Raw genomic sequence first — 21,690 nt, forward strand, 5'->3', positions numbered from 1 at the left:
TTTTTGCCACAATCCCTCTACAATCAAATCTCTGTTTTCTCAGCCAATCTTACCTATGACTCTGTTGGAACAGCTTGCCCGTCAGGCCGATCGCCGTAGCCAGCGCTGGCTTATGCTGCTCGGTGCCGCTCTGCTGTTGCTGTTTGTACTCAGCCTGTGCGCCGGAGACAGCTGGATATCGCCAACCCAATGGTTTTCCTCTAACGGTGAACTCTTCGTCTGGCAGTTGCGCTTACCGCGCACGCTGGCCGTGCTGCTGGTTGGGGCTGCGCTGGCGGTGTGTGGCGTGGTGATGCAGGCGCTGTTCAACAATCCGCTGGCTGAACCCGGCTTACTTGGCGTGTCCAATGGCGCCGGCATTGGGTTAGTGCTGGGTGTGATGCTGGGCAATGGCTCACTGTGGAGCCTGGCGCTGGCAGCAATGGCGGGAGCGTTATTGATCACGCTGATACTGCTGCACTTCGCTCATCGCCAGCTTTCCGTCAGCCGCTTATTGCTCACCGGCGTGGCGCTCGGCATTATCTGTAGCGCAGTGATGACATGGGCCGTGTACTTTAGCACCAGCCTCGATCTGCGGCAGTTAATGTACTGGATGATGGGCGGCTTCAGCGGCATTGACTGGCGCTATGGCTGGATGATGCTGGCGTTGTTGCCGGTCACTCTGCTGCTGACCGCGACCGCGCGGACGCTGAATTTACTCGCGCTGGGGGAAACTTCGGCGCGTCAGCTGGGCCTGCCGTTGCTGTTGTGGCGCAACCTGTTAGTGCTGGCGATGGGCTGGCTGGTCGGCACCAGCGTGGCGATGGCCGGCGCAATTGGCTTTGTCGGATTGGTTATCCCCCATCTGTTACGCTTAAGCGGTTTTAGCGATCATCGTTACCTGCTGCCCGCCTCGGCGCTGGCAGGGGCTGCGGTGCTACTCGGTGCAGATATTATCGCCCGACTGGTGCTGACGTCTGCGGAGTTGCCGATTGGCGTGGTCACGGCCACCCTCGGAGCACCGCTGTTTATCGTGCTATTAGTGAAATCTTCGCGCTAGCGTTGGCTGGCATCTTGGTCTCAACAACAGGAATCGACAATGAGCATTTATCAGACAGAACTGGTTACCCTGGACGGCGAAAAAACCACGCTGGCAGAGTATCAGGACAACGTACTGCTGGTGGTTAACGTAGCGTCAAAATGTGGGCTGACGGCGCAGTATGAGCAGCTTGAGTCACTGCAGAAAGCCTGGCAGGACAAAAGCTTTAGCGTGCTGGGTTTCCCCTGCAACCAGTTTTTGGAGCAGGAGCCGGGCAGCAACGAAGAGATTAAAACCTTCTGCAGCACCACTTACGGTGTGACTTTCCCGATGTTCGACAAAACCGATGTGAATGGTGCAGATCGTCACCCGCTGTATGCGCAGTTAACGGCGGCACAGCCTGAAGCCGAACGTCCTGAAGGCAGCGGTTTCCTCGAGCGTATGGTGAGTAAAGGTCGTGCACCTAAAGCCGAGGGCGACATTTTGTGGAACTTCGAAAAATTCCTCATCAACAAACAGGGCAAGGTGGTTGCACGTTTCTCTCCGGATATGACGCCTGATGATCCGATCATCCTGAAACGCGTTGAGCAGGCGCTGGCAGAGTAAATGTTGTTGCAGTGTCAGGGAGTCAGCGTCGCGGGACGTCTGGCTCCTGTTGATTTCAGCGTCAACGCGGGGGAGTGGGTGCATCTGGTTGGCCCTAACGGCGCGGGGAAAAGCACGTTACTCAGCGTGCTGTCGGGATTATTGCCGACGGAAGGTGTCATCCAGCTCGCAGGAGAGTCGCTGAATACCCTAAGCGGAGCCGCGCTGGCACAGCGGCGCGCCTGGTTACCGCAGCAACAGGCGGCGTTGGGCACCATGCCCGTGTGGCACTATCTTCGTCTGCATTTCTCTTCGGCGTCGCCGCAGGCCGATGTCACACTCAATGATGTGCTGGCGCAACTCAGCGTGCAGGACAAATTAACCCGTAAACTGACGCAGCTCTCCGGTGGTGAATGGCAGCGTGTGCGGCTGGCGGCCGTGGTGATGCAGATCCATCCGGCGATCAATCCTCACGGCAAGCTTTTAATTCTGGATGAGCCGATGACGGCACTGGATGTCGCGCAGCAGCGAGCCGTGGATAAATTGCTGCTCCAGCTGTGCCACGCGGGTATTGCGGTCATTGCCAGCGGCCACGACCTCAACCACAGCCTGCGCCATGCTGACCGGGTAGGATTGATGCATCAGGGGGAAGTGGTGATGCAAGGGCGTGCTCGGGATGTCTTGACCGCCGCCAATCTGGCGCCGTTATATCAAACGGAGTTTGAACAATTCGATACGCCGCAAGGCCCTCTGCTGTTTATTCCCTGAATAACATTGCCTGCTAAGCAGATTTGCCGCTAAAGTGTCAGCCGGGCGACGGATTTAGGGACATTCTGATGCGAATAACGGTATTTCTTCTGATAATGCTGCTGGCTGGATGTAGTAGCCATCGCGCGCCGCCGCCCAATGGCCGCCTGTCTGATTCCATCACCGTGATTGCCCAACTTAACGATCAGCTAGGTCGCTGGCGCGGCACACCTTATCGCTACGGCGGATTAAGTCGCGGCGGTGTGGATTGCTCTGGCTTTGTTTATCTGACCTTCCGCGATAAATTCGACATGCAGCTGCCGCGTTCTACTGTCGACCAGACCGATATTGGCACCCGCATCGATAAAAGTGATTTGCTGCCTGGCGATCTGGTTTTCTTTAAAACCGGTAGCGGTGAAAACGGCCTGCATGTAGGTATTTATGATACCGATAACACTTTTATCCATGCCTCCACCAGCCAGGGCGTGATTCGCTCTTCGCTGGATAATGTCTATTGGCGCAAAGTATTTTGGCAGGCACGTCGTATCTGAATGTTTACCATACCAGTGCTAAATGACGTATTCTCCCCAGGGTTTTCCCGGCCTGAAAATTATTGAATTCCCCCCAAATTTAACTCTCATTTAAAATGGCACTTTACCTGAGCCCGCTTTAATACTAAAAATAAGGCTGAATTTATTTAATCAGTATGGACAATAACCCCGGCTATTTGGCTTAAGTTTTATTTATGGCTTAAAACGGTTTAATCAGGCATAAAATTGCGTCTCTTCTAACGTTTGGTCCTATTGCCTGACCGTTTTCATTGATATACGATGCGCCAATTGCCACTGCTTCTGGCTGCTAAAATGAAAGTCCATTTATCTGCCGACTATCAGTCGGAAACCTGGTTCTATCCAGTTTATACTCTGGCTGGCCAGCTTACTGCGGTCGAGCTGGTTACGCAATTCGTTCACGACAGCGCACCTATTACGCTGCCGCAGGATTTGCTGTTGCCGCAATTAGACGATGCGCAGCAATTACGCTTAATGCAGAGCCAGCTTTCTTTGCTGGAAAAGTACCGTGACTTTTTTGAGCTAAATCAAATTACCGCTTTGGTTCGTATTGATGATTCAATGGCGTTATCGCTGCTTGAAAGTGAATTTCTGTTAAGGAAATTTAAACAACTTCCTTTTATTATTCTCGATATTAGCGAAACGTTTCCGCAATTAGCGCGCGGAAAAGCGCAGCCATTGTTGGCATCGTTACAGCAGGAATTCCGTTTATCGCTTTCTCAATTTGGTGCGGGTAAAGCGCCTGCAACCGCAGTCTACGATAATCTGTTTAGTGTGCTGAAACTGGATAAAGCCTTTATCCAGAGCCTGGCTAAACGTGCATCCTTTACACCTTTTATACAAACGGTGATCGATAATTTCTCTGATAATGCCGACCAGATTATTATCTGTGGTGTTGACGATAATCTCATGCTCGAGAAGGTCAGTACGTTAAACGGTGCTCATCTGCAAGGCAGTTTGTTCCCGGTTGTCAAAGCGGAACGGTTAGGCGATCTTATTTATCCTGATGCCACTCTGCACACTCCCTCTCAGCAGTAATCCTTTCAACTGTCATCAGCGCACGCTCAGCGTTACACTGATCGCTATTCTATAAACTCACTGTTGGTGCTTTTCTTGTGCACCTTCTGGAGTAGTGATGCGATTTATTAATAGCTGGCAGCAAGAGCTGCCGGGAAGCTATACGGCGCTAATGCCAACGCCGCTGGAAGGCGGACGTCTGTTTTATCACAACGCGCCGTTAGCGGCAGAAATGGAACTGGATGCCGGATTGTTCACGGGGCAAGGCCACGGCGTCTGGAGCGGTCATGAATTGCTGCCGGGAATGGCACCGCTGGCGCAGGTGTATAGCGGACATCAATTTGGCGTGTGGGCCGGGCAACTGGGCGATGGGCGTGGCATTTTGCTGGGTGAGCAGCAACTGACGAACGGTCGTAAACTCGACTGGCATCTGAAAGGGGCCGGATTAACGCCGTATTCGCGTATGGGCGATGGCCGGGCGGTGATTCGTTCCAGCGTCCGTGAGTTCCTTGCTTCTGAAGCGCTGCACCATCTGGGGATTCCCACCACCCGCGCGCTGGCACTGGCGATTGGCGATGAGCCGGTACTGCGCGAAACGCAGGAACGCGGTGCGATGTTGATGCGCATCGCCGAAAGCCATCTGCGGTTTGGCCACTTTGAACATTTTTACTATGGCGGCGAGCAGGAAAAAGTCCGGCAGCTAGCGGATTACGCCATTCGCCATCACTGGCCGCAGTTAATCGATGACGCTGACCGCTATGTGCTGTGGTTTACCGATATCGTGAAACGCACCGCCAGCCTGATCGCCCAATGGCAGAGCGTAGGCTTTGCGCATGGCGTGATGAATACCGACAACATGTCGATCCTCGGACTGACGCTGGATTACGGTCCGTATGGTTTCCTCGATGATTACCAACCCGGATTCATCTGCAACCACAGCGATTATCAGGGGCGATACTCTTTTGAAAATCAGCCGATGATTGGTTTGTGGAATCTCAACCGTCTGGCGCATGCATTATCAGGATTGATGAGCACGGATCAGCTGAAACAGGCGCTCAGCCAGTATGAAACGGAACTGATGCGGGTATGGGGCGAGAAGATGCGCGCTAAACTGGGCCTGTTAACCGCCGATGCCAATGACAACGCGATTCTGACGCAACTGCTGTCACTGATGACGCAAGAGCGAAGCGATTACACCTTTACCTTCCGCTTACTGAGTGAAACACAGCAGCATCAACAGCGATCGCCGCTGCGTGATGAATTTGTCGATCGCGAGGCGTTTGATCGCTGGTACGAAAGTTATCGCCAGCGTCTGCTGCAGGATGAGGCATCAGATGATCAACGCCAGCAGGTGATGAAAGCGGCTAACCCGGCGCTGGTGTTGCGCAACTATCTGGCACAGCAGGTGATTGAGGAGGTTGAGCAGGGTGAGAAGGCGGCGCTGGAGCGGCTCCATCTGGCATTACAGCAGCCATTTAATGATGCGGCCGTCAGCGCAGAGTTACGCCAACGGCCGCCAGAGTGGGGCAAAACGCTGGAAGTGAGTTGCTCCAGCTAGTCTGATTAAAAACGGCTGTCGACGGCGGCAGCCAGTTTTTCCAGCACTTCTGCGCTGTCTTCCCAGCTCAGGCACGGATCGGTAATGGACTGACCGTAGTTTAACGGCTCGCCGCTCACCACTTTCTGATTACCTTCCTGCAGGAAACTCTCAATCATCACGCCCGCGACCGCACGTGATCCCGCACGAATTTGTGCTGCCACATCATCCGCGACGTCGCGCTGACGACGATGCTGCTTGAGGCAGTTACCATGGCTAAAGTCGATGATCAGCTGCTCCGGCAAATTAAAATCACGCAGATTTGCGGCAGCGGCCGCAACATCTTCGGCGTGATAGTTAGGCTGACGGCCACCGCGCAGAATCACATGACCGTGCGGATTACCGCTGGTCTGGTAAATCGTCATCTGACCGTGCTTATCCGGTGAGAGGAACATATGACTGACGCGCGAGGCGCGAATGGCATCCACCGCGATTTGCACATTGCCGTCGGTGCCGTTTTTGAATCCGACCGGGCACGACAGCGCCGATGCCATTTCACGATGGATCTGACTTTCAGTGGTGCGTGCACCAATTGCGCCCCAGCTGATCAGGTCGGCAATAAACTGGCCGATCACCATATCAAGGAACTCGGTGGCGGTCGGCATACCGGTGGCGTTGATATCCAGCAGCAGTTTGCGTGCAATGGCGATGCCGCGATTGACGTCGAAACTGCCATCCAGATCCGGGTCTGAAATCAATCCTTTCCAGCCCACCACCGTGCGCGGTTTTTCAAAGTAAGCACGCATCACGATTTCCAGACGATCCTGGTAACGCTCGCGTAAAACGTTCAGGCGTTCGGCATATTCCAGCGCGGCTTTGGGATCATGTAGCGAGCACGGACCGATAATCACCAGCAAGCGGGGATCTTCACCGGTTAAAATGCGTGCAATACGTTGGCGCGCAGCCGTGACGGTGGCAGCCACCTCCGGCGAAATGGGGTGTTCTTGCGCAAGCGCAGCGGGCGTTAGCAGGCTGCCGATGCGTGCGGTACGCAGTTCATCAGTCTTGTTCATTGGGATTCTCAAAATCTGTTCTTCGCAGCGGTGAAATACCGGGAAGTGATGGTGGTCACAATAAACCAATAGGCCGCGAATTCAACCCGCTAAAAAGAAAGGTGAGTGAAACAGGACGGAAGCCAGGCTTTACGGCCTGGCATACAGATCAATACATGCTGCGACGCAGACCCATAATGTCGAGGATTTTGGTGGCAATCTCTTCTACTGAATAGTTGGTACTGTTGAGGTAACGAATCTGATGCGTGCGGAACAGGGCTTCCACTTCGCCCACTTCCAGGCGGCACTGGCGCATTGAGGCATAACGGGTATTCTCTGCGCGTTCCTGACGAATCGCCGCCAGACGTTCCGGATCGATGGTTAATCCAAAGAGTTTATGTTGATGGGCGCGCAACGCCGGCGGCAATTTGAGGTTGTCCATATCATCGGCAATAAAAGGATAGTTGGCCGCACGCACACCAAACTGCATCGCCAGATAGAGGCTGGTGGGCGTTTTGCCACAGCGAGAAACACCCAGCAAAATCACCTGCGCATCTTCCAGTCCACGCAGCGAGATACCATCGTCATGCGCCAGGGTGTAATCGATGGCGGCGATACGCGCGTCATATTTGCCGAGATTGCTCGCCGTCAGGCCATGGGTCCGGTGTGCCACCGGCATGGAAGAAACGCCAAGTTCACTTTGCAACGGCCCCACCAACGCCTGCACGATGTCCTGACAAAAGCCTTCGCTTTCCAGAATGATTTCACGCACATCCGGGGTAACAATAGAAAAGAACACAATTGGGCGCACGCCGCTTTGCTGGTACAGCGCGTTAATCTGCGCCTTCACCGCTTGGGCACGCTGGACATTCTCCACAAACGGCAGGGTCACACTGTTGATATTCACGGGGAATTGCGACAGCACGGCATGCCCCAATACCTCCGCGGTAATGGCGGTGCCATCTGAAATGTAGAACACACTGCGCTCAGTGCTCATAGGCGAAATCCCCTCTCATTTACTTTTACGTAACAATGCCATTGCTGATATTTCATTTTAATTAAAAATAAAATGAAATATCCATATTGACGGCGCTATCTACTGGCAATTGATTTGTGTGATGACCAATATTAGATGAAATGCTGTTTTGAAAATGGCTATTTCCCCGCAATTTTTATCACAAGGTAAAAATAAAGTCTGAATGCGTTGCGCAACAAAAAGCAATGACTAACTCTCTGAAAAGGGGAAAAATATCGTTGCGGCAATTTATCTGCGTTAATAAGCCCGTTGCGCAACGCGATCGCTTACAGGTACTAGTCCGATTTTGCGTTTCTTTTTCTGCTTTAACGATTCAACACTTAGTCTTTATTTATTGATTGTGCCAGGCTGTTTTGGCGAATAGCAAAATGTTCCATGTGCTCCAATCATTTAAATGAAGGATAATCTCAATGTCCAATCAAGACCAACAGTCGCTAGTGCTCTGGTACAACCAGCTTGGCATGCATGATGTTGATCGCGTGGGTGGCAAGAATGCCTCCCTGGGAGAAATGATTACTAACTTGTCGTCACTGGGCGTCTCCGTACCAAACGGTTATGCCACGACATCTTACGCCTTTAATCTGTTTCTCGATCAAAGCGGACTGAACCAGCGCATTTATGATTTGCTGGACAAAACGGATATTGATGATGTTGAAGAGCTGGCTAAGGCCGGTAAACAAATTCGTCAATGGGTCGTGGATACGCCATTCCTGCCTGAACTGGAAGAGGCGATTCGTACTGCCTACGAGCAACTTTCCTCTGATGATGCCGACGCTTCCTTTGCGGTGCGCTCGTCCGCTACCGCCGAGGATATGCCCGATGCCTCGTTTGCGGGGCAACAGGAAACCTTCCTTAACGTGCAGGGCTTTGATGCGGTGCTGGTGGCCGTGAAGCACGTGTACGCTTCCTTATTTAACGATCGTGCGATTTCTTACCGTGTGCACCAGGGCTACGACCATCGTGGCGTTGCCCTGTCCGCCGGTATTCAGCGCATGGTGCGATCCGACCTCGCGTCTTCCGGCGTGATGTTCACCATTGATACCGAATCCGGCTTCGACCAGGTGGTCTTTATCACCTCGGCGTTCGGTCTCGGTGAGATGGTGGTACAGGGTGCGGTGAACCCGGATGAATTCTACGTGCACAAACCGACGCTGGCAGCCAATCGCCCGGCGATCGTGCGACGTACCATGGGTTCCAAAAAAATTCGCATGGTGTATGCCGATTCTCAGGAACACGGTGAGCAGGTGCGCATTGAAGATGTCGATCAGGAACAGCGCGATCGCTTTAGCCTGACCGACGAGGAAGTGCAGGATCTGGCGCGCCAGGCGGTGCTGATTGAGCAGCACTACAAGCGACCCATGGATATTGAGTGGGCAAAAGATGGCCACACCGGCAAGCTGTTTATCGTACAGGCGCGTCCTGAAACCGTGCGATCTAACGGCCAGGTGATGGAGCGTTATACCCTGCAGGGCAAAGGCAAGGTCATGGTCGAAGGTCGTGCTATCGGCCATCGCATTGGTGCGGGTGAAGTGAAAGTCATTCACGACATCAGCGAAATGCATCGCATCGAGAAAGGTGACGTACTGGTCACTGACATGACCGACCCGGATTGGGAACCGATCATGAAGAAAGCCTCAGCGATTGTGACCAATCGCGGCGGTCGTACCTGCCATGCGGCGATCATCGCGCGTGAGCTGGGTATTCCTGCGGTCGTCGGCTGTGGCGATGCCACCGATCACTTAAAAGATGGCCACAAAGTGACGGTATCCTGTGCCGAAGGCGATACGGGTTATGTTTATCAAGACCTGCTGGACTTTGAAGTCACCAGCTCGCAGGTAGACACCATGCCGGATCTGCCACTGAAAATCATGATGAACGTCGGTAACCCGGATCGCGCCTTTGACTTCGCTTGCCTGCCAAACGAAGGTGTCGGTCTGGCGCGTCTCGAGTTCATTATTAACCGTATGATCGGCGTGCACCCGAAAGCGTTGCTGGAATTTGACCAGCAAACGCCTGAATTGCAGCAGCAGATCCGTCAGATGATGAAAGGCTTCGATGATCCGGTTGAGTTCTACATCGCACGTCTGACGGAAGGGATCGCCACGCTGGGCGCCGCCTTTGCGCCTAAACGCGTGATTGTGCGTCTCTCTGATTTCAAAACTAACGAATACGCCAACCTGGTGGGCGGCGAGCGTTACGAGCCGGAAGAAGAGAACCCGATGCTGGGCTTCCGTGGGGCGGGTCGCTATGTAGCGGATAGCTTCCGCGACTGCTTCGCGCTGGAGTGCGCAGCCGTGAAACGCGTGCGTAATGAAATGGGTCTGACCAACGTTGAGATCATGATTCCATTTGTGCGTACCGTTGACCAGGCGGCGGCGGTGGTCGAGGAACTCGGCAAGCAAGGCCTGAAGCGCGGTGAAAACGGTTTGAAAGTGATTATGATGTGTGAGATCCCATCAAACGCCTTGCTGGCTGAACAGTTCCTGCAGTACTTCGATGGCTTCTCTATCGGATCGAACGATATGACGCAGCTGGCGCTGGGTCTGGATCGCGATTCTGGCGTGGTTTCGGCGTTGTTTGATGAGCGCAATGAAGCGGTGAAGGCGCTGCTGTCGATGTCGATTCAGGCCGCCAAGAAACAGGGCAAATACGTTGGGATTTGCGGCCAGGGTCCTTCAGATCATGAAGACTTCGCTGCATGGCTGATGGAGCAGGGCATTGATAGCCTGTCTTTGAACCCGGATACCGTGGTGCAAACCTGGTTAAATCTGGCGGAATTGAATGCGGCTAAGCACTAATCAGGCATCAATTAGGACGCGTTCGGGGTAAATCTGAAGCGTCCTTGATGAAATCATTAAGGCCAGCGCTGCTGGCCTTTTCTTTATCCATAAAAAATGCAAAAAAAAAGCCCATCACAGGGGATGGGCAAAGACTACACACAGCAATTCTTCACTTTACTCAGGGGAAAAAGGTTGTTTAAAAATCAGTGGTTTGATCTCAAACTTAGGATTCATGTTATTCATCAGGCCTGCTGGCGTCTTTAAGAATCCTCTTATTAGTTTAAAGCTGATAATCTTTTCTTCGCCCTTTTAACGGTTGCGCCTGACGATTCAGTTCGAAAAATAATCATTCCGTTAGCGAAATCCACCTAAAGCGCCTAAATCTGCGTTTTTTCTTAAAAATCGCTTATGGAAAAAAATAAATGTTGTGGGCAATTGTGTGGCGGCGATTAACAAGTTTTCAGCGGGGTGGATAAGACAAATCGGCAGCGGAAGAGGAAAGCGGTGCAATTGGCTGCACCGCTGATTGGCAGGGTCTGCTTTAAAGTTGCTCTTCCTCATGCTCGGCAAGGGCTTCGATGGCTGTTTGCGGGTCATCATCCGGAGCGGGCGCTTCATGCATCCACACAGAAACCAAACGATAGGATACGGCTAGAACCACCGGGCCGATGAACAGCCCAATCATGCCGAAGGCGATCAATCCCCCGATCACACCGGAAAGAATCAAAATCATCGGCAAATCCGCACCCATACGAATCAGCATCGGACGCAATACGCTATCAAGCGTGCCGACCACGCAACTCCATACCAGCAGTATCGTGCCCCAGGTGGTATCGCCACTCCAGTAGAGCCAGATGATGGCCGGCACCAGCACCACTAACGGCCCAAGCTGCACCAGGCACGTCAGAATCATCAGCACGGTGAGCAAGGTGGCATAAGGGATGCCTGAGATTGCCAGACCAATGCCGCCCAGCACACCCTGTACCAGCGCCGTCACCACTACGCCCAGCGCCACGGCACGAATCGCCTGACCGGCCAGCAGGACGGCGGCATCGCCACGAGGTCCGCCCATGCGATAAGCAAAGTGACGAATACCCTGACCGACCTGCTCACCGCGCCAGTAGAGCAGGACGCTAAACAGCAACATTACGGCCAGATGAATCATAAAGCGGCCAAAGTGGCCGGCCTGCGCCACGAAGAAGCCCGTGGTGCGACCAATATAAGGCTGCAGCTGGTTCAAAATTGCCGTACCGCCGCCATCGACCATTTTGTGATAGCTGGAGTAGGTTTTGTTGCCGACATAAGGAATTTCGCGCAGCCAGACAAAATCCGGGAAAACCAGATGACGCTGGGTGGCCCAGGCAATCACCGGCGCGCTGTTATCGATCAGGCTACTCACCAGCAGGGCAATCGGAATAATAAACAGCAGCAGTAACAGAATGGTCATGGCGATCACCGCCAGCGATCGCCGTCCCCACAGCAAATGCTGCAAACGGATCATTAATGGCCAGGTCGCAATCACCACCATGCTGGCCCAGGCAAAGCCCAAAATAAAGGGCTGTACCACCCACAGACAGGCAATGATCATGATGAGCATGAACATCAACGAGAACAGCAGTTGCGGTAGATCCATACCGCGTTGCAGGCTTTTCATCACAACGTTTTGACCTCAATTAATCCTTCATGGTGGACCGCACAGGCCCTGATCAATGATGATCTATTTCCTGAAAATTAAACAGAAAAAAGCAGGCATCGCTGAGCTCTTTCCTGAAAAAACAGCAGGCGATAAAAAAATATGATAAAACCAATGGTTGAAAAAAATAACCACGCAAACGTTTACAACATCTCGGTCACGCAATAATGATCCCACAGATTTCCCAGGCGCCAGGCCTCGTTCAACTGGTGCTGACATTCCTGCAGTCATTAAAAGAGCAAGGCTTTACCGGCGATACCGCCACCAGTTATGCCGATCGTCTCTCGCTTTCTACCGATAACAGCATTTATCAGCTGTTGCCTGATGCTGCGCTATTTCCGCGTTCGACGGCGGACGTAGCACTGATCGCGCGGCTGGCGGGTGAAACCCGGTTTAAAAGCCTGGTCTTCACCCCGCGCGGCGGTGGCACCGGTACCAACGGCCAGTCACTTAATCAGGGCATCGTGGTCGACATGTCTCGCTACATGAATCGCATCCTTGAAATCAACCCTGAACAGGGTTGGGTGCGCGTAGAAGCGGGAGTGGTTAAAGACCAGCTCAATGCCTGGCTCAAACCTTATGGTTTCTTCTTCTCGCCGGAGCTTTCCACCAGTAACCGCGCCACCTTAGGCGGCATGATCAATACCGATGCATCCGGGCAGGGTTCGTTGGTCTACGGCAAAACCTCAGATCACGTGGAAGGGCTGCGGGCAGTTCTGCTCGGCGGCGATATCCTTGATACCCGCGCAATGCCTACAGAACTGGCGGAGCAACTGGCGACTACGCCCACGGCAGAAGGGCGTATCTATCATCAGGTGCTGAATCGCTGTCGCGATCAGCGTGACCTGATTCTGGATAAATTCCCTAAGCTTAACCGCTTCCTGACCGGTTATGACTTGCGTCATGTGTTCAGCGATGACCTGCAAACCTTCGATCTGACACGCCTGTTATGCGGTGCAGAAGGGACGCTGGCCTTTATCGCCGAAGCGCGCCTGGATATCACGCCAATCCCTAAAGTGCGCCGTCTGGTGAACATCAAATACGACTCCTTTGACTCTGCGCTGCGTAATGCACCTTTTATGGTGGAAGCCAAAGCGTTGTCAGTGGAAACCGTTGACTCAAAAGTGCTGAATCTGGCGCGTGAAGATATTGTCTGGCATTCGGTTAAAGAGCTGATTACCGATGTGCCGGACAAGGAAATGCTCGGCCTGAATATTGTTGAATTTGCCGGTGATGATGGCGAATTGATTGAGCATCAGGTCAACAGCCTGTGTGCACGACTGGATGAGCTGATGACGCAGCAGCAGGGCGGCGTGATCGGCTACCAACTGTGTAACGATTTGGGCGGTATCGAGCGCATCTATAATATGCGCAAAAAAGCGGTGGGCTTGCTGGGTAACGCCAAAGGGCGCGCCAAGCCGATTCCGTTTGTGGAAGATACGGCGGTTCCGCCGGAACAACTGGCGGATTACATCGTCGATTTCCGTGCTTTGCTCGACAGCCATGGCCTGAGCTATGGCATGTTTGGCCACGTAGACGCCGGTGTGCTGCACGTACGTCCGGCGCTGGATATGTGCGACCCGCAGCAAGAGATGCTGATGAAGCAAATCTCTGATGAAGTAGTGGCGCTGACCGCGCGCTACGGTGGACTGCTGTGGGGTGAGCACGGCAAAGGTTTCCGCGCGCAGTACAGCCCGGAATTTTTTGGCGAGACGCTGTTTAACGAACTGCGCGCCATTAAAGCCGCCTTCGATCCCGATAATCGCCTGAACCCTGGCAAGATTTGTACCCCGCTTGGCAGCAACGAGCCGATGATGCAGGTGGATGCAGTAAAGCGCGGCACTTACGATCGTCAGATTCCGGTCACGGTGCGCAATGAGTGGCGTGGTGCCATGGAGTGTAACGGCAACGGCTTATGTTTCAACTTTGATGCGCGTAGCCCGATGTGCCCGTCGATGAAAATCACCCGTAACCGCATTCACTCACCGAAAGGTCGCGCGACGCTAACGCGTGAATGGCTGCGTTTACTGTCTGAGCAGGGGGTTGACCCTTCGCAGCTGGAGCAGGCGCTGCCGAAACAGGGCGCCAGCCTGCGTACCCTGATCCAACGCACGCGCAATTCCTGGCATGCCAGGCAGGGTGAGTACGACTTCTCGCATGAAGTGAAAGAGGCAATGTCGGGCTGTTTAGCCTGCAAAGCCTGTTCAACCCAGTGTCCGATCAAGATCGATGTGCCGAGCTTCCGTTCACGCTTCCTGCAGCTTTATCACACACGCTATCTGCGTCCGATGAGCGACCATATGGTGGCGACGGTAGAGAGTTATGCGCCTTTGATGGCCAAAGCGCCTAAGGTGTTCAACTTCTTCCTTAAGCAGCCGTGGGTGCGCGATCTCAGTAAAACGCACATTGGCATGGTCGATCTGCCGTTGCTCTCCTCTCCAAGCCTGAAACAGCAGCTCGGCGGCCATCCGGCCATGAGCGTGACGCTGGAACAGCTGGAGGCGATGGATATTGTGCAGCGGGAAAACTGTGTGCTGGTGGTGCAGGATCCGTTCACCAGCTATTACGAAGCACAGTTGGTCACCGATTTCGTGAAATTGATTGAAAAGCTCGGTTATCGTCCGGTGTTGTTACCTTTCTCACCGAACGGTAAGGCGCAGCATGTGAAAGGTTTCCTGCAGCGCTTTGCACGCACTGCCGGGAAAACCGCCGAGTTCCTTAATCGTGTCGCCAAATTGGGGATGCCGATGGTTGGGGTCGATCCCGCCACGGTGCTCTGTTATCGCGATGAGTATCAGGAAGTGCTCGGTGAGCAACGCGGTGATTTTAAGGTGCAACTGGTCCACGAATGGTTGCAGCAAGCTTTGGATGCGCGCGTGGTACAAACTGCCAGCGGCGAGGCCTGGTATCTGTTTGCGCACTGCACTGAAGTCACTGCGCTGCCTTCAACGCCGAATCAGTGGCAGGACATCTTTGCGCGTTTTGGTGCGAAGCTGGAGAACGTCAACGTCGGGTGCTGCGGTATGGCGGGGACGTACGGACATGAGAGCAAAAACCTCGAAAATTCGCTGGGCATCTACGAACTCTCTTGGCATCCGCAGTTACAGAAGCTGCCACGTCAGCGTTGTCTGGCAACCGGCTTCTCGTGTCGCAGCCAGGTTAAACGCGCCGAAGGCAACGGCATGCGCCATCCGCTGCAAGCATTACTGGAAATGATGTAAACAAATTGTAGGAGTCGTCACAAAGCTGGATTAGAATATCCAGCCTGCGTGACGGACGAAATCACTCTGCAGGCTGGTGGCTTGATCCCACTCGCCGCTGAGCGCCAGTTGATGACACAAGCGAGTCAAAGACAGGCGCGCCAGTTGATAGGCCTGAATACGGAATAAACGGTCGCGATCGGCATTGCCCATCTCCTGCACTAAGCGGTGATGGAGCTTGCCCATGGCATGCAGATAGCTTTGATCGTCGCCGTTGAGCTCGCAGATTTCTGCCATGTCGAGACAGGTGTCGTTAAAGCGGCGCAGTTGGTCGATAGTACAATCGGTGCGGTTGAGCTTAGCCTGAGCCATGTAGAAGTCGACGGTGATATCACGCACCGAAAACTTATATTCATCGATTTTGTGTTGTAACCAGGCTGAGACGGTAAGCGTCATGTCGCTACCTTAAATGGGTTAATGATAATCATTATCATATTCAACCGCGTCAGGAATGCAATTCCCGCAATGAAATTTTATTGATTTCCTTTGCCTGTTACTAAAATCGGCAATAACAATCTCTTTACATTGAAGAAAGGCGTAACCTATCAATCATGACGATGTCGTAAAGTTGGATTTCTAAATTTTACGTCATTTGAACGGGTTACGCGGGTGTGGCGCGCACGGGATTGCCGCTCACAAGCTCGATTGAAGCGACTATGCTTAATAAAGCAACAGTAAAAAACAGCACGAGATGATTATCCCTGCAAAACAAGAGGTTGAAGTGGTATGTGATATCACTACCATAGGGGGATAGCCTGAAAAGGCCCAGACTTACGAGGTAGCACTATGTCATCAGTAAATGCAGCTTCCTTTTCACCTGACGATTTCGTCTGGAAAGGGCTAACGCTGACCGAATCGGCAGCGAAACAGATTCTTAACCTTGTTGAGGCGGATCCTGAAGTTAAGGGCCTTAAGCTGGGTGTGAAGCAGTCCGGCTGTGCCGGTTTTGGGTACGTTATGGATCTGGCAAAAGAGCCTGCCGATGACGACCTGACGTTTGAGCAATTCGGCGCAAAATTATTTGTGCCTCTTCAGGCAATGCCGTTTGTTGACGGCACCGAACTGGATTATGTCCGCGAAGGCCTGAACCAGATTTTTAAATTCAACAACCCTAAAGCTCAGCACGCCTGCGGGTGCGGTGAGAGCTTTGGCGTCGAGTAAGTAAAATGTCACGACACAGCGAAGCATCTGACGATGTACAAACGTGGGAAGGTAGCCTGAATTATAAAGAAGGCTTCTTTACCCAGTTGCAAACCGACGAATTGGCACACGGAATCAATGAAGATGTAGTGCGAGCCATTTCGGCCAAACGTAACGAACCTGAGTGGATGCTGGAATTCCGCCTCAAGGCCTTCCGTGCCTGGTTAGAGATGGAAGAACCACATTGGTTGAAAGCCAACTACACCTCACTCGATTATCAGGATTACAGCTACTATTCCGCGCCGTCTTGCGGCAATTGCGACGATAGCTGCGCTTCTGAACCGGGCGCGAAGCAAACTTCTGGCAGCGTTGCATCAAGTGATTACCTGACCAAAGAAGTTGAAGACGCTTTCAATCAGTTGGGTGTTCCGGTGCGTGAAGGCCGTGAAGTCGCCGTTGATGCGATTTTCGACTCCGTATCCGTTTCCACCACCTACCGTGACAAACTGGCTGAGCAAGGCATTATCTTCTGCTCATTCGGCGAAGCGATTCACGATCATCCAGAGCTGGTGCAGAAGTATCTCGGTACTGTGGTTCCTCACAACGATAACTTCTTCGCGGCATTGAACTCTGCTGTGGCTTCAGACGGTACTTTTGTTTACATCCCAAAAGGCGTGCGTTGCCCGATGGAGCTGTCGACTTATTTTCGTATCAACGCGGCGAAAACGGGTCAGTTCGAACGTACCATTCTGATCGCCGATGAAGACAGTTACGTCAGCTATATCGAAGGTTGTTCAGCGCCAGTGCGTGACACCTACCAGCTGCACGCTGCAGTGGTTGAAGTCATCATCCACAAAAACGCTGAAGTCAAATACTCCACCGTACAGAACTGGTTCCCAGGCGGTGAAGGCGAGGGCGGTATCCTCAATTTCGTGACCAAGCGTGCGCTTTGTGAAGGCGACCACAGCAAGATGTCCTGGACGCAGTCTGAAACCGGTTCAGCCATCACCTGGAAATACCCAAGCTGCATTCTGCGTGGTGACTACTCCGTAGGTGAGTTCTACTCCGTAGCGCTGACCAGCGGCCGTCAGCAGGCGGATACCGGTACCAAGATGATCCACATTGGTAAAAACACCAAGTCGACCATCATCTCGAAAGGGATCTCCGCCGGTAAGAGCGAAAACACCTATCGTGGTCTGGTGAAAATCATGCCAACCGCGACCAACGCGCGTAACTTCACCCAATGTGACTCGATGCTGATTGGTGCCGAGTGCGGCGCGCACACCTTCCCGTATGTGGAAACGCGCAACAACACTGCACAGCTGGAACATGAAGCCACGACCTCGCGTATTGGTGAAGACCAGATGTTCTACTGCCTGCAGCGCGGCATTAGCGAAGAAGATGCGATCTCAATGATCGTCAACGGCTTCTGCAAAGACGTTTTCTCCGAGCTGCCACTGGAATTCGCCGTGGAAGCGCAAAAACTGTTGGCTATCAGCCTTGAGCACAGTGTGGGCTGATGCCACACGCGTTGCCGGAAGCAATGTGAAGGAAAGAGTATGTTAAGCATTAAAGATTTACAGGTTAGCGTTGAAGACAAAGAGATTTTGCGCGGTCTGAACCTTGAAGTGAAACCAGGCGAAGTCCACGCCATCATGGGCCCTAACGGCTCAGGTAAAAGTACCCTGTCCGCAACGCTGGCAGGTCGTGAAGATTACGAAGTGACCGGTGGTTCTGTCAGCTTCCATGGCAAAGACCTGCTCGAGCTGGAACCAGAAGAGCGCGCGGGCGAAGGCATCTTCATGGCGTTCCAATATCCGGTAGAAATTCCGGGCGTCAGCAACCAATTCTTCCTGCAGACCTCTGTGAATGCGGTGCGCAAATACCGTGAGCAGGAAGAGCTGGATCGTTTTGATTTCCAGGACTTCATCGAAGACAAAATTAAACTGCTGAAGATGCCTGAAGATCTGCTGACCCGCTCAGTGAACGTCGGCTTCTCCGGTGGTGAGAAGAAGCGTAACGACATTCTGCAGATGGCTGCTCTTGAGCCAGAGCTGTGCATCCTGGATGAAACCGACTCCGGTCTGGATATCGATGCGTTGAAAATCGTGGCCGAAGGCGTTAACAGCCTGCGCGACGGCAAGCGTTCATTCATCATCGTGACCCACTACCAGCGTATCCTGGATTACATCAAGCCAGATCACGTGCACGTGCTGTATCAGGGCAAAATCGTTAAGTCTGGCGATTTCTCGCTGGTTAAACAGCTGGAGGAGCAAGGCTATGGCTGGCTTACCGACGAAGAGTGATAACGCCCTGCAACAGTGGCATCACCTGTTTGAATCGCGCGGTGAGGTGCGTTCTCTGCAGGCACAGCAGCACTGGCAGCAATTAATGCGTGTCGGCTTGCCGACCCGTAAGCATGAAAACTGGAAATACACCGCACTGGATGGACTGTTCGCCAATCAGTTCGTGCTGCCAGAAGCGCAGACCGTCACGGCGGAACAGGTTGCTGAACTGGCGCTGCCAGTGGATGCGATTCGTCTGGTGTTTGTTGATGGCCGTTTCCAGCCCGAGCTGAGCGCGCGCGACACCGAACTGTTCGACGTGCAGCACAGCCGCGCGGCTGAACGCCGTCCGCTGCCGGCTGCGGTGCAGCCAGAAGTGTTCCTGCATCTGACCGAAAGCCTGGCGGAAGAAGTGACCTCGATTCGCCTGGCGCGCGGTAAATCGGCGGCACGTCCGCTGTATTTACTGCACATCACCAGTGGCAAAGCCGATGCGCTGAACACCGTTCATCACCGCCATCACCTTGAGCTGGAGCAGAGCGCTGAAGCTGAAGTGATCGAGCATTACGTGACGCTGAACGGTGCGGCACACTTTACCGGTGCACGCTTTACTTTTGCCGTCGCCGACAATGCTCAGCTGAAACACATCAAGCTGGCGTTTGAAGAGAGCAGCAGCTATCACTTTGCGCACAATGACATTGTGATTGGTCGTGATGCGAAGGTCAGCAGCACCAGCTTCCTGCTGGGTGCTGGCTTGTCTCGTCACAACACCAGCGTGCAGCTGAACGGTGAAAATACCCAGCTGTCACTGAACAGCCTGGTGCTGCCAATCAATGCAGAAGTGGCGGATACCCGCAGCTATCTGGAACACAACAAAGGCTACTGCCTGAGTCGTCAGCTGCACAAAACCATCTCGCGCGATAAAGGCCGTTCTATTTTCAACGGTCACATCAAAGTGGCGAAGCATGCACTAAAAACTGACGGACAGATGACCAACAACAACCTGTTGCTCGGTCGTCTGGCAGAAGTGGACACCAAGCCGCAGCTGGAAATCTACGCGGATGACGTGAAGTGCAGCCATGGTGCGACCATTGGCCGCATCGACGATGAGCAGATGTTCTATCTGCGCTCGCGTGGTATCCCGGAAGATGCTGCCCAGCAGATGATTATTCATGCATTCGCGGCTGAATTGACCGAGATGCTGGAAGAAGAACCGCTGCGCCAACTGGTGCTGGAACGCATTAGTGCGCGTTTCCCTGGAGTTGAGTTATGACTTTCGATCTCGAACGAATCAGAGCGGAATTTCCGATTCTGAAACGTGAGGTCAACGGACATCCGCTGGCCTACCTTGATAGCGCGGCCAGCGCTCAGCGCCCGCTCGCGGTCATCAATGCGGAAAGTTATTTCTACCAGCACGGCTATGCGGCCGTGCACCGTGGCATTCACTCGCTGAGTGCCCAGGCCACCACCGATATGGAAAACGTGCGCACACAAGCGTCGCGTTTTCTGAATGCGGCGTCGCCAGAAGAGATTATCTTCGTCAAAGGCACCACTGAAGGCATCAATCTGGTGGCCAACAGCTGGGGCGGCAGTCAGCTGCAATCGGGCGATAACATCATCATCACGGAGATGGAGCACCACGCTAACATCGTGCCGTGGCAGATGGTGGCGCAGCGCACCGGGGCTGAGATTCGTGTTCTGCCGCTCAACGAGCAGGGTGAATTAGCCCTTGAGCAACTGAGTGGGTTGATCGACAGCCGCACGCGCTTGCTGGCGGTGACGCACGTTTCTAACGTGCTCGGTACCGTTAATCCGGTGAAAGCCATCGTGGCGCAGGCGAAAGCCGCTGGCGTTGTCACGTTGGTGGACGGTGCTCAGGCGGTAATGCATCACACGGTGGATGTGCAGGATATCGATTGCGATTTCTACGTCTTCTCGGGTCATAAAATCTATGGCCCAACCGGGATTGGCGTACTGTATGCGCGTAAAGCACTGCAGGACATCATGCCACCATGGGAAGGCGGCGGTTCAATGATCGATCAGGTGATGCTGCCAACCGGCACCACCTGGAACTCAACACCGTGGCGTTTTGAAGCTGGCACACCAAATACCGGTGGCATTATCGGCTTAGGCGCGGCGCTGAACTGGATCAGTGAGCTGGGATTAGATGTCATCAACGAACGTGAGACGTCACTGATGCGCTATGCATTAGATAAACTCGCGTCGGTACCCGACCTGATTATCTACGGTCCGGCGCAGCGCAGTGGCGTGGTGGCGTTCAACCTCGGTAAGCATCATGCATTCGACGTCGGGAGTTTCCTCGATCAATACGGCATTGCCATCCGCACCGGACATCACTGTGCTATGCCTCTGATGCGCCATTATGCGGTGCCCGCGATGTGTCGTGCCTCATTTGCACTGTATAACAGTGAAGAAGAAGCCGATCGCCTGGCAGCAGGTTTGACGCGTATTCATCGTCTGCTGGGCGGTTGAGCAGATTTCAGGAGTTATCCATGGCGAATTTGCCAGAGAAAGAGAAGCTGGTGCGCAACTTTAACCGTTGCGCTAATTGGGAAGAGAAGTATCTCTACATCATTGAACTCGGTGCGAAATTACCAGAATCCTCTGAAAGCTTACAGCAGCCAGAGCATGTGATTTCCGGTTGCCAGAGCCAGGTGTGGATCCGCATGACCCCACAAGCTGATGGCACCATCGCCTTTGAAGGCGACAGTGATGCCGCCATTGTTAAAGGTTTGATTGCGGTAGTATTTAGCCTCTATCAGGGCTTGCAAGCGCAGGAGATTCTCGCGCTGGATGTCGGTCATTGGTTCGCAGAATTAGAGTTGACTCAACACCTCACTCCTACACGTTCTCAAGGATTGGAAGCGATGATTCGCGCGATCCGTCATAACGCTCAAAGCCTCAGCTAAGTTACACTCCCCAGACCCCGGCATGACCGGGGTCTGTTCAA

18 protein-coding genes and 1 other RNA gene are annotated in these 21,690 nt (G+C 53.4%); 14 read left to right on the forward strand and 5 right to left on the reverse strand.

Features of this window, described 5'->3' with window-relative positions; translation table 11 throughout:
- Positions 1 to 55: 55 nt before the first annotated feature.
- From btuC to LBW88_RS03140, 6 genes are all read left to right on the forward strand, one after another.
- Positions 56 to 1,039: a vitamin B12 ABC transporter permease BtuC gene (gene btuC / locus LBW88_RS03115; protein WP_224928880.1), complete on the forward strand. Its 984-nt coding sequence runs from the start codon at positions 56 to 58 to the stop codon at positions 1,037 to 1,039.
- A 39-nt stretch (positions 1,040 to 1,078) separates the two neighbouring features.
- A complete protein-coding gene (locus LBW88_RS03120; RefSeq protein ID WP_224928878.1) occupies positions 1,079 to 1,624 on the forward strand; it encodes a glutathione peroxidase in 546 nt (181 codons plus the stop codon).
- The gene (gene btuD / locus LBW88_RS03125) at positions 1,625 to 2,371 is read left to right on the forward strand and encodes a vitamin B12 ABC transporter ATP-binding protein BtuD (protein WP_224928875.1); all 747 of its coding nucleotides are present in this window, start codon (positions 1,625 to 1,627) and stop codon (positions 2,369 to 2,371) included.
- A 68-nt stretch (positions 2,372 to 2,439) separates the two neighbouring features.
- Positions 2,440 to 2,901, forward strand: coding sequence for an NlpC/P60 family protein (locus LBW88_RS03130; protein WP_200571625.1), 462 nt, complete (start codon positions 2,440 to 2,442; stop codon positions 2,899 to 2,901).
- Between the two features lie 312 nt (positions 2,902 to 3,213).
- The gene (locus tag LBW88_RS03135; protein WP_224928872.1) at positions 3,214 to 3,957 is read left to right on the forward strand and encodes an EAL domain-containing protein; all 744 of its coding nucleotides are present in this window, start codon (positions 3,214 to 3,216) and stop codon (positions 3,955 to 3,957) included.
- A gap of 97 nt (positions 3,958 to 4,054) precedes the next feature.
- A complete protein-coding gene (locus LBW88_RS03140) occupies positions 4,055 to 5,494 on the forward strand; it encodes a protein adenylyltransferase SelO (RefSeq protein WP_224928869.1) in 1,440 nt (479 codons plus the stop codon).
- 5 nt (positions 5,495 to 5,499) lie between these two features.
- Here the strand turns inward: LBW88_RS03140 and LBW88_RS03145 are convergent, their stop codons facing one another.
- Together LBW88_RS03145 and LBW88_RS03150 are read right to left on the reverse strand one after the other, a co-directional pair.
- A complete protein-coding gene (locus tag LBW88_RS03145) occupies positions 5,500 to 6,546 on the reverse strand; it encodes a 3-deoxy-7-phosphoheptulonate synthase (protein ID WP_034821698.1) in 1,047 nt (348 codons plus the stop codon).
- Between the two features lie 148 nt (positions 6,547 to 6,694).
- A complete protein-coding gene (locus tag LBW88_RS03150) occupies positions 6,695 to 7,522 on the reverse strand; it encodes a pyruvate, water dikinase regulatory protein (protein ID WP_058959746.1) in 828 nt (275 codons plus the stop codon).
- A gap of 449 nt (positions 7,523 to 7,971) precedes the next feature.
- Between LBW88_RS03150 and ppsA the strand changes: the two genes are divergently transcribed.
- Positions 7,972 to 10,359 carry a phosphoenolpyruvate synthase gene (gene ppsA / locus LBW88_RS03155; RefSeq protein WP_224928866.1) on the forward strand — a complete coding sequence of 796 codons (2,388 nt, stop codon included), beginning with the start codon at positions 7,972 to 7,974 and terminating at the stop codon, positions 10,357 to 10,359.
- Between the two features lie 99 nt (positions 10,360 to 10,458).
- Here ppsA and rprA read toward each other — a convergent pair.
- An RNA gene (gene rprA / locus LBW88_RS03160) (antisense sRNA RprA) lies at positions 10,459 to 10,567 on the reverse strand.
- A 315-nt stretch (positions 10,568 to 10,882) separates the two neighbouring features.
- Positions 10,883 to 11,995, reverse strand: coding sequence for an AI-2E family transporter YdiK (gene ydiK / locus LBW88_RS03165; protein WP_224928863.1), 1,113 nt, complete (start codon positions 11,993 to 11,995; stop codon positions 10,883 to 10,885).
- 206 nt (positions 11,996 to 12,201) lie between these two features.
- Between ydiK and LBW88_RS03170 the strand changes: the two genes are divergently transcribed.
- Positions 12,202 to 15,255 carry an FAD-binding and (Fe-S)-binding domain-containing protein gene (locus tag LBW88_RS03170; protein ID WP_224928861.1) on the forward strand — a complete coding sequence of 1,018 codons (3,054 nt, stop codon included), beginning with the start codon at positions 12,202 to 12,204 and terminating at the stop codon, positions 15,253 to 15,255.
- Between the two features lie 30 nt (positions 15,256 to 15,285).
- On the opposite strand, the gene LBW88_RS03175 is transcribed toward LBW88_RS03170, so the two are convergent.
- Positions 15,286 to 15,690, reverse strand: coding sequence for a hypothetical protein (locus tag LBW88_RS03175; protein WP_100699891.1), 405 nt, complete (start codon positions 15,688 to 15,690; stop codon positions 15,286 to 15,288).
- Positions 15,691 to 16,080: 390 nt separating this feature from the next.
- Here LBW88_RS03175 and sufA point away from each other — a divergent pair, with 390 nt between their 5' ends.
- From sufA to sufE, 6 genes are read left to right on the forward strand one after another with little or no spacing between them, the layout of a single operon-like run.
- Complete coding sequence (gene sufA / locus LBW88_RS03180) at positions 16,081 to 16,455, forward strand: Fe-S cluster assembly scaffold SufA (protein ID WP_224928858.1); 375 nt, start codon at positions 16,081 to 16,083, stop codon at positions 16,453 to 16,455.
- A 5-nt stretch (positions 16,456 to 16,460) separates the two neighbouring features.
- Positions 16,461 to 17,954, forward strand: coding sequence for a Fe-S cluster assembly protein SufB (sufB, locus tag LBW88_RS03185; RefSeq protein ID WP_224928855.1), 1,494 nt, complete (start codon positions 16,461 to 16,463; stop codon positions 17,952 to 17,954).
- Positions 17,955 to 17,993: 39 nt separating this feature from the next.
- Positions 17,994 to 18,740 carry a Fe-S cluster assembly ATPase SufC gene (sufC, locus tag LBW88_RS03190; RefSeq protein ID WP_034821684.1) on the forward strand — a complete coding sequence of 249 codons (747 nt, stop codon included), beginning with the start codon at positions 17,994 to 17,996 and terminating at the stop codon, positions 18,738 to 18,740.
- Entirely contained in the window at positions 18,715 to 19,992 is a 1,278-nt protein-coding gene (gene sufD, locus LBW88_RS03195) for a Fe-S cluster assembly protein SufD (protein WP_224928852.1), read from the forward strand. The genes sufC and sufD overlap by 26 nt, the downstream gene beginning before the upstream one ends.
- Positions 19,989 to 21,212, forward strand: coding sequence for a cysteine desulfurase SufS (gene sufS / locus LBW88_RS03200; RefSeq protein WP_224928849.1), 1,224 nt, complete (start codon positions 19,989 to 19,991; stop codon positions 21,210 to 21,212). Before sufD ends, sufS begins: the two co-directional genes overlap by 4 nt.
- 20 nt (positions 21,213 to 21,232) lie before the next feature.
- Positions 21,233 to 21,649: a cysteine desulfuration protein SufE gene (gene sufE, locus LBW88_RS03205; RefSeq protein ID WP_034821679.1), complete on the forward strand. Its 417-nt coding sequence runs from the start codon at positions 21,233 to 21,235 to the stop codon at positions 21,647 to 21,649.
- Positions 21,650 to 21,690: the final 41 nt, after the last annotated feature.

The sequence above is a fragment of the Pantoea sp. alder81 genome, assembly GCF_020179835.1.
In the GTDB taxonomy this organism is placed as follows: Bacteria; Pseudomonadota; Gammaproteobacteria; order Enterobacterales; family Enterobacteriaceae; genus Pantoea.

Excerpts from the sequence above, each read along its gene's own strand:
- LBW88_RS03120 (WP_224928878.1), top strand. The coding sequence starts at position 1,079 with ATGAGCATTTATCAGACAGAACTGGTTACCCTGGACGGCGAAAAAACC.
- sufB (WP_224928855.1), top strand. The coding sequence starts at position 16,461 with ATGTCACGACACAGCGAAGCATCTGACGATGTACAAACGTGGGAAGGT.
- sufD (WP_224928852.1), top strand. The coding sequence starts at position 18,715 with ATGGCTGGCTTACCGACGAAGAGTGATAACGCCCTGCAACAGTGGCAT.
- sufA (WP_224928858.1), top strand. The coding sequence starts at position 16,081 with ATGTCATCAGTAAATGCAGCTTCCTTTTCACCTGACGATTTCGTCTGG.
- LBW88_RS03135 (WP_224928872.1), top strand. The coding sequence starts at position 3,214 with ATGAAAGTCCATTTATCTGCCGACTATCAGTCGGAAACCTGGTTCTAT.
- LBW88_RS03130 (WP_200571625.1), top strand. The coding sequence starts at position 2,440 with ATGCGAATAACGGTATTTCTTCTGATAATGCTGCTGGCTGGATGTAGT.
- LBW88_RS03150 (WP_058959746.1), bottom strand. The coding sequence starts at position 7,522 with ATGAGCACTGAGCGCAGTGTGTTCTACATTTCAGATGGCACCGCCATT.
- sufS (WP_224928849.1), top strand. The coding sequence starts at position 19,989 with ATGACTTTCGATCTCGAACGAATCAGAGCGGAATTTCCGATTCTGAAA.
- LBW88_RS03140 (WP_224928869.1), top strand. The coding sequence starts at position 4,055 with ATGCGATTTATTAATAGCTGGCAGCAAGAGCTGCCGGGAAGCTATACG.
- ppsA (WP_224928866.1), top strand. The coding sequence starts at position 7,972 with ATGTCCAATCAAGACCAACAGTCGCTAGTGCTCTGGTACAACCAGCTT.
- btuC (WP_224928880.1), top strand. The coding sequence starts at position 56 with ATGACTCTGTTGGAACAGCTTGCCCGTCAGGCCGATCGCCGTAGCCAG.
- btuD (WP_224928875.1), top strand. The coding sequence starts at position 1,625 with ATGTTGTTGCAGTGTCAGGGAGTCAGCGTCGCGGGACGTCTGGCTCCT.
- LBW88_RS03145 (WP_034821698.1), bottom strand. The coding sequence starts at position 6,546 with ATGAACAAGACTGATGAACTGCGTACCGCACGCATCGGCAGCCTGCTA.
- LBW88_RS03175 (WP_100699891.1), bottom strand. The coding sequence starts at position 15,690 with ATGACGCTTACCGTCTCAGCCTGGTTACAACACAAAATCGATGAATAT.
- LBW88_RS03170 (WP_224928861.1), top strand. The coding sequence starts at position 12,202 with ATGATCCCACAGATTTCCCAGGCGCCAGGCCTCGTTCAACTGGTGCTG.
- sufE (WP_034821679.1), top strand. The coding sequence starts at position 21,233 with ATGGCGAATTTGCCAGAGAAAGAGAAGCTGGTGCGCAACTTTAACCGT.
- sufC (WP_034821684.1), top strand. The coding sequence starts at position 17,994 with ATGTTAAGCATTAAAGATTTACAGGTTAGCGTTGAAGACAAAGAGATT.
- ydiK (WP_224928863.1), bottom strand. The coding sequence starts at position 11,995 with ATGAAAAGCCTGCAACGCGGTATGGATCTACCGCAACTGCTGTTCTCG.